This is a genomic window from Micromonospora sp. NPDC003944 (assembly GCF_053605225.1).
Window position 1 is genome coordinate 1 of the sequence record NZ_JBSGIV010000125.1, and the last position, 7698, is coordinate 7698.

Sequence of the window (7698 nt, forward strand, 5' to 3'; positions counted from 1 at the left end):
CCACCCGGGGTCGCCGGTTCGTGCTGCGTGCGTCGAGCATGATGTGCTCCCGTGTCCGAACGGATAGACCACGATGGATCATTGTTGCCGCGAACGCCCGCCGGGTGTCCGTGCGGCGACGGGAAAACGGACGGTTCTCGACCGGCTCGGGACCGGGTTGTATCGATGACCGTCGACTGCCATGCTGTGGTTCGGTCGTGCTCGAGGAGCCAGCGCGCACCAGATCTCCTCCGGTCCGAGGGGCACGCGAGGTGGCCCTGTCACCCGCGCCGGGCAGCCTCGTCGCCGACCGGACGTCCGAGCGCGGCACCGGCTTCCACCTCGGTCATCGGTGCCCGGCAATCACGGAGGTACCGATGCTCCGCATGTTCCTCGCCGTCACCACCGTGGTGCTTGCCACCTGGACCGGGACGGTGACCACCGCCGCCGAAGCGACGCTCACGCCAACTCCGGCGACCACGCCCGCACCGACACCGACACCGACCTGCCCACCGGCTCTCCCGATCACCGCAAACGTCGCCGGGGTCACCACCACGAGCGTGACCATCTCGTACTGGATCTTCTTCCGTCCGCCCTGCGGCTACGACCCGCCGATGACCGTCAGCCTCTTCGCCAGCCGCGAGGACGCCCAACAGTGGCGGACGCCGGTGGCCTCTGCCGTCTCCGGGCCGGAACGCAGCGGCACGGTGACCATCGGGGGTCTGACGCCCGACACGGAGTACTGGTACCGGTTCAGCGACCCGGACGGTAAGCGCGACCCGTACTCGATCGGGCCCGCGCGGACCGCCCCGCTGACCTCGTGCCGGGCGACCGCCACGATCGACGCCCGCTGGGGCAACGGTTTTGTCGCCACGGTCACGGTCCGCAACACCGGGACGCTACCGCTGGACCACTGGCGCGTGTCCTGGCGGTGGTCCGGTGACGAGCGGCTCCAGACGGTCTGGGGTGGGGTGGCCGAGACCGTCGGCGCCGACGTCACCGTCCGCAACGCCCCCTACAACGGCACGCTGGCGCTGGACGGGGCGACCACCTTCGGTCTGCTCGGGACGGCAAGTGCGGTCCCCGACGGGTTGACCATGAGCTGCGCCCGGTGAACGACGTCCGCCCCGCCTCCGGCGCGTCGGCGGGAGCGGGGCGGACGTCGTGCCGGTCAGGGCTTGCGGGCCACGGCGCCGTAGGCGTCGATGCCGACGGCGTCCGGCTCGTCCGACCGCCACAGGGGGATCGGCACCAGGCCGGGCTCCACCTTGGTCAGCCCGGCGAAGCAGCTGTCCAGCTCCTCCGGGCTGCGCAGGATGTACGGGACTCCGCCGCTCTGCGCCAGCCGCTCCGCGCCGGCGACCACCTCAGGGCTGGTGTCGGTGCCGTCCCAGAGCACGAGGTAACTGCCGGACGGCATCGCGGCCATCGTCCGCTCGACGATCGACCGCACCTCGGCCAGGTCGGGCTCGTAGCCCATCACGCCCATGTACATCACGGCGATGGGCTGGCTGAAGTCGAGCGTCTGTGCCGCCTCGGCGAGGATCTTCTCCGGGTCGTGGTAGTCGGCGGGAACGTAGGTGGTGACACCCTCCGCCGTCGTGCTGGCCAGCAGCGCCCGCGCGTGCACGAGCACCATCGGGTCGTTGTCCACGTAGACGATGCGGGAGTCGGGCGCGATGCCCTGGGCGACCGCGTGCGTGTTCTGCATGCTGGGCAGGCCGGTGCCGATGTCCAGGAACTGCCGGATGCCCGCCTCGGCCGCGAGGTAGCGCACCGCCCGCACCAGGAACACCCGGGACTGCTGTGCCATGACGACGATCTCCGGGTAGACCTCGGCGACGGCGTCGCCGGCCGCCCGGTCGGACTGGAAGTTGTCCTTGCCACCCATCCAGTAGTTCCAGATGCGTGCCGCGTGCGGCACGTCGGGCTGGAGTTTCGCGGCGAGTTCGGGGTCCGGGCCGGCCATGCCAGGCTCCTATCGAGGGGTCGAGAGCTGGAGGTCATCACTGTGGTACGAGCGGGATCGTACTCCCGGGATGTCCACACTCGACCGGTGGTGGACGGGCCGGCGTGCACCCGGGCGGCTCGCCTCAGCGGGTGGGCTGCCAGCCGAGCGCCGGGCCGAGCCGGGTCGCCGTATCGGTGAGGATCTGCGCGTAGTCCGCCGACGTGAAGGTGAAGGGCAGCGCGAAGGCGACCTCGTCGACCTCGCGGAAGGCGGCATGGTCGAGCAGTCGCTCGGCGATCAGCTCCGACGGGCCGACGAGGTCGGGGGCGAACAGCATCCGGGCAGGCCCCTGTGGTGAGGCCGTTCGAGGAGTTCGCTGTCGGACGTACTCCTCGTAGCGGGCGCGTTGAGACGCGGTGGCGGTGTCGGTGGGGATGACGACGAGCCCCTGCGAGACGCGGGCCCGGTCGCCGTCCGGATGATGGGCGCGAAACGTCCGGATGTGCGAAAGTTGGATCTCGGCGAAGTCGGTGGCGTCCTCGGCCTTGACCACGCTGCTGGTGAGCAGGTTCATGCCCTGCTCACCGGCCCAACGTGCGGAGCTGAGGCTGCCCGCGCCGTACCACATACGGGACGCCAGCCCGGGTGAGTGCGGCTGCACGCGGCGGGAGAACTCCTCGAAGCCCTCGAAGCCGTCGACGTCGCTGGCCGCCTCGCCGCGGATGAGGTCGAGCAGGCGGCGTGCCCGCGTGTGGCTGAAGTCCTCCGTGTCAGCGGTGTCCGGGTATAGCGATCGTCGCACCCGATCGAAGTGCATGGGCGGGCCGACGCTCACTCCGGCGTTGAGCCGTCCGCCGGACAGGATGTCGACCGTCGCGAGGTCCTCGGCCAGTCGGAGCGGGTTCTCCCAACCGAGCGGGATGACCGCGGTGCCGAGTTCGACGTGTCGGGTCCGCTGCGAGGCCGCCGCCAGGACGGCGATCGGAGACGAGATGCCGTACTGGAGGTGGCGGTGGCGGACCCAGGTGCTGTCGAAGCCGAGTTGCTCGCCCAGCTCGATGAGCTTCAGGGTCGCCTCGTGGCCCGCGCGGGGATCGGCCTCGTCGAACAGGCCGATGGTCAGGAAGCCGAGCTTCCGTAGGGGCCTCGACTGTGCGGGGGTGCCTGGTGCCGTCACCGTCTGTCTCCATGCCTACCGAGGATGCGTGCCCAAGGGGCTTGAAATCCTACCTTGTTGGTAGGAAAATCGATCGCATGCCGTCGGTTCGGTTGTTCACCTCCCGCCGGGTCGTCGACCTGATGCGAGTCGCCGCGCAGCTCTGTCCGGGCGCTTCCACCCTCGCCTGAACGGGCTGGCCAGCCCTCGCCCGCCCGGTGTCCACCGCCGGCCCACCGCCGACGCGTGACCGGTATTCCCGCACCCCACCAGGGTGGAGGTGCACCCCGTCGAGGAGGACCTGTGACGATCGCCGACGCCCCGACGCCCACCACCGCGACAGCCCGGCCGGAGTTCGCGGAGGAATGGCGGCAGTGGCACCGCCGCCACGAGGATGCCCGGGCCGACCCGCACGGCTTCCTGGCCGTCGCAGGTCTGCACTGGCTCACCTCGGAGCGGCAACGATTCCCCGACGTGCCGGGGGAGTGGCACACCGGCGAGGGCGGCCCGGTGGTGACTCTCGGCACCGACGAGGAGTTGATCGTTGACGACCGGTCGGTTCGCGGCCGGCACGAGTTCGGGCCGATCCCCGAGCGCGGCGGCATCACCGTGGGCATCGACGGTGGGGTGTTGGAGGTGGCCCGCCGGGGTGGGCACGACATCCTCCGTCCCCGACGACCGGATCACCCACTGCGTGTCGCCTACCGGGGCACCCCCACCTATCCCCCCAACCGTCGATGGGTCCTGCGCGGCCGTTTCGTGCCGTTCGAGACCCCTCGGCCGACCACCGTCGGCGCGGCCGTGGAGGGGCTCACGCATGTCTACGACGCCCCCGGTCGGATCGAGTTCAGCGTCGACGGGGTGCCGCTGAGCCTGACCGCGTTCGACGGCGCCGCGCCCGGAAGCCTGTCGGTGCTGTTCACCGACGCCACCTCCGGCGTCACGACCTATCCGGCCAACCGCGCCCTGTCCGTCGCGGCGGCGGACGAGCAGGGCTGGCTGACACTCGACTTCAACCGGGCCACCAACCTGCCGTGCGCATACACCGACTTCGCGACCTGCCCGTTGCCACCGGCGGAGAACCGGCTGCCGATCGCCGTCGAGGCCGGCGAGAAGACCCCGTACGAGCGGCTGGCGGGCGATTCCGTCGACCGTTCGTAGGCCCAGCGGACCAACCCCTCGGGAGGATCGCCATGACCCAGTCCATCGACGCCCCGATCGACGCCGACAGCGACGCGCTGCGGACGTTGCTGCGCCACCAGGCCAGCACCGTCACGGTGGTCACCGCTCCCGGCGCGCCGGCGGTCGGTTTCACCGCCACCTCGTTCACCTCGGTGTCGCTGGCGCCGCCGATCGTCTCGTTCTGTCTGAACCTCGGGTCGTCGAGCTGGCCTGCTATCGCCCGTGCCCGGCACGTGGCCGTACACCTTCTCGCCCACCATCAGCAGGCGCTGGCCCGGACCTTCGCGACAAGCGGCATCGACAGGTTCGCGGGCTCCACCCGCTGGCGGACGGGCCCGGAGGGGGTGCCGATCCTCGACGACACCCTGGCCTGGCTGCTCTGCCGGGTCGTCGACCGGGTGACCGTCGGCGATCACGCCGTGGTGCTGGCGGAGCCGGAGGTGCTCCGGCATGCCGACGTCGGCTCGCCCCTGCTGTACCACCGGGGTCGCTACGCCGGGCTGGCCGGCGATCACGACGCGGCGGCCCGCCGCCCCGCCGCCTGACCGGTCCTCCGTACGTCCCTCTCGCTGACGGGAACGATGCCATGCGCGCGGTCGTCGCTGCTCCGCACACCGACGAAGGGTTCCAGCTGACCGAACTACCCGATCCCGTTCCAGGTCCCGGGCAGGTGCTCGTCGAGGTGCGGCACGCCGCGGTCAACGCCGGCGAGATCCGGCACCTCGACGTCTGGCCGGCGGGGAGCGTGCTCGGATACGACGCCGCAGGTCACGTGGTCGGCGCAGCGATCGACGGGACCGGCCCTCGCGAGGGTGACCGGGTGGTGGCCTTCGGGTCGGGCGCCTGGGCCCGCCTCGCGGTGTTCGACGTGGACAGCGTGGCGGTGGTCCCCGCCGCCGTCGACCTGGCCGAGGTCGCCGCACTGCCCATGGTCGGCCTGACCGCTCTGCGTACCTTGCGGGCATCGGGCGCGCTCCTCGGCCGCCGGGTGCTGATCACGGGAGCGTCCGGCGGAGTGGGTCGGGTTGCCGTGCAGCTCGCCCGGCACGGTGGTGCGTACGTGGTCGCGGTCGTCGGTTCTCCGGCTCGTGGTGCCGGGCTGGCGGATCTCGGGGCGAACGAGGTGGCTGTCGGTCTCGGCGCGGTCGTCGAGCCGGTCGACGTGGTGCTGGACACGGTCGGTGGCCCGTCCCTGGTGACCGCCTGGGGTCTGTTGGCCCCGGGCGGGGTGTTGCACAGCATCGGCTGGGCGTCCGGCGAGCCGGCGGCCTTCCCGGTCAACTCCACCTTCGCTCCGGGCGCGGCGCGGACGCTGCGGTCCTTCGGTGACGCCACCGCAGCGGGGCCGGATCTCGCGGTGCTGGCCGACCTCGTGGCACGCGGTGTGTTGCGCGCGCCAATCGGTTGGCGCGGCTCGTGGCAGCGTCTCGGGGAGGCGGTGGACGCGCTGCGGGGACGACGGGTCGCGGGCAAAGTGGTGCTCGACCTGGATTGAGGCCCACGCCTTCGGACCGGTCGACCGGCCCGCCGAAAATCCCTGTAAATCCTATAGCCTTAGTAGGTTATGCGTCAACGAATCGACGTCCTCCCGTGCGATAGCCGACATCCGGCGACGGATTCGTTGACACCACCACGCTGTGGAGGTGGACTCGGCTCATGTCCAGCGAGCTGCGGCTGACGATCCGCGGCCACATCGACTTCGGTCGGGTGTGGTCGAGTTCCTGTCTGGTCTGACCCGGCACCGACGCCCGTAACCCGGCCCGCCGCATCGGCCCGCCGAGGTGAGGCGCACCGCCGCGCCACCACCGCACCGACACCGTCACCGGCCCGCGCCACGCCCGAGGCCGGGTGTCGGCATACCCGCTTCCGCCTGCCTGGACAGGAGATCTCACCATGCCCTCGTACCGTCTGCGAACCCTGGCCGCCGCCGCACTCGCCCCACTGCTCGCCGTCGCTGCCGGCTGCTCCACCACAGCCGCTCCGGCCGCCGAAACCGCCGGAACGCCCCGCTCCGGAGGCACCCTCACCTGGGCCGTGGAGACCGAGCCGATCACCCTCAACCCGCACCAGTACGCCCAGGCAAAGGCTCGTCTGCTGGTCTGGAACACCTTCGAGTCGCTGCTCGCCTACGACAAGCAGGGCAAGCTGGTGCCGTGGCTGGCGACCGGCTGGACGGTCGCGCCGGACGGACTCTCCTACGCCCTGACGCTGCGCGACGGGGTCACCTTCACCGACGGCACGCCGTTCGACTCGGCGGCCGTCAAGGCCAACGTCGACAAGCTCCGGGAACCCGGGTACGCCCCGGCCGTCGCCGCCGTCCAACTACGCAACCTCAAGGCCGTCGAGGTCGTCGACCCGCGCACCGTACGGTTCGCCCTCAGCGCGCCGGACGTGCTCATCCTCGATTTCCTCGCCTCCCCGCAGGGTGCGCAGATCTCCCCGACGTCGCTGCGCCAGGCGAAGAACCTCAAGGCCGGTGGCGTCGACGTGGTCGGCACCGGGCCGTTCGTGCTGGAGCGCTACGTCCCCGGCCAGGAGCTGCACTATCGGCGCAACGCCGACTACGACTGGGCGCCGCCCACGGCGTCGCACACCGGTCCGGCCTACCTGGACGGGATCACCTACCGGTTCCTCAAGGAGTCGGCGGTACGCGTCGGTGCTCTCACGTCGAGCCAGGTGCAGCTCGTCGAAGGGGTGCCCGCCACCGACCAACCGCTGGTCACCAACAACCGGGCGCTGCGCCTGACCCGCGAGCTGAACTCCGGCTCCGCGTACGCGTACTACTTCAACACCTCCCACCCGCCCTTCGACGACCTGCGGGTCCGACAGGCGTTCCGGGAGGCCGTCGACGTCGGCACCGTCCTGAGGTCCGTCTACCGCGACACCGCCACCCGCGCCTGGAGCGTGGTCAGCCCGTCCAGCCCCCTGTACGACAAGCGCCTCGAAGGCGGCTACAGCGGCGACACCGCCAAGGCGAACACCCTGCTCGACCAGGCCGGCTGGGCCGCCCGCGACGCCGACGGCTACCGGGTGAAGGCCGGCAAGCGGCTCACCGTACGACTCGTGCAGTCCGCACCGTTCGTGCGGGACCGCCGCGACGTCCTGGCCCAGGCCGTACAGGCGGCCGTCAAGCGGAGCGCCGGCATCGACCTGAAGGTGTCGCTCGTCGACCAGGGCACCGCCACCGACGCGTTCCAGCGCAACGAGTACGAGGTCTTCGACAACTCGCGTGCCGACACCGACGCCGGAGCCGCACTGAACCTGCTGCTGCACTCGAAGGGCGGCATCAACCGCACCCAGGTCAACGACCCGGGGATCGACAGGCTTCTGGAGGCCGGTCAGACCACTGCGGACCCGACGAAGCGTGCCGGCATCTACGCCGACCTGCAACAAAAGGTCGTCGCCGAGCAGGCCCTGCTGCTGCCGCTGT

Annotated in this window: 7 protein-coding genes; 5 read left to right on the forward strand and 2 right to left on the reverse strand. The window is 71.1% G+C overall.

Translation table 11 applies throughout. The features are described 5' to 3' along the window. Positions 1–356 precede the first annotated feature (356 nt). Complete coding sequence (locus ACWER9_RS31455; RefSeq protein WP_452305268.1) at positions 357–1094, forward strand: cellulose binding domain-containing protein; 738 nt, start codon at positions 357–359, stop codon at positions 1092–1094. Positions 1095–1150: 56 nt separating this feature from the next. Here the strand turns inward: ACWER9_RS31455 and ACWER9_RS31460 are convergent, their stop codons facing one another. Then, positions 1151–1948: an SAM-dependent methyltransferase gene (locus ACWER9_RS31460; RefSeq protein ID WP_452305269.1), complete on the reverse strand. Its 798-nt coding sequence runs from the start codon at positions 1946–1948 to the stop codon at positions 1151–1153. A 124-nt stretch (positions 1949–2072) separates the two neighbouring features. After that, positions 2073–3107, reverse strand: a complete 1035-nt coding sequence (locus tag ACWER9_RS31465) for an LLM class flavin-dependent oxidoreductase (RefSeq protein ID WP_452305270.1) — start codon at positions 3105–3107, stop codon at positions 2073–2075. Between the two features lie 282 nt (positions 3108–3389). Here ACWER9_RS31465 and ACWER9_RS31470 point away from each other — a divergent pair, with 282 nt between their 5' ends. The 4 genes from ACWER9_RS31470 to ACWER9_RS31485 all read left to right on the forward strand — a co-directional run. Then, positions 3390–4247, forward strand: coding sequence for a DUF1684 domain-containing protein (locus ACWER9_RS31470; RefSeq protein WP_452305271.1), 858 nt, complete (start codon positions 3390–3392; stop codon positions 4245–4247). Positions 4248–4279: 32 nt separating this feature from the next. Next, the gene (locus tag ACWER9_RS31475; RefSeq protein ID WP_452305272.1) at positions 4280–4813 is read left to right on the forward strand and encodes a flavin reductase family protein; all 534 of its coding nucleotides are present in this window, start codon (positions 4280–4282) and stop codon (positions 4811–4813) included. A gap of 41 nt (positions 4814–4854) precedes the next feature. Further along, a complete protein-coding gene (locus tag ACWER9_RS31480; RefSeq protein WP_452305273.1) occupies positions 4855–5763 on the forward strand; it encodes a zinc-binding dehydrogenase in 909 nt (302 codons plus the stop codon). Positions 5764–6161: 398 nt separating this feature from the next. Next, the coding region (locus tag ACWER9_RS31485; RefSeq protein ID WP_452305274.1) for an ABC transporter substrate-binding protein at positions 6162–7698 on the forward strand (1537 nt) is incomplete at its 3' end.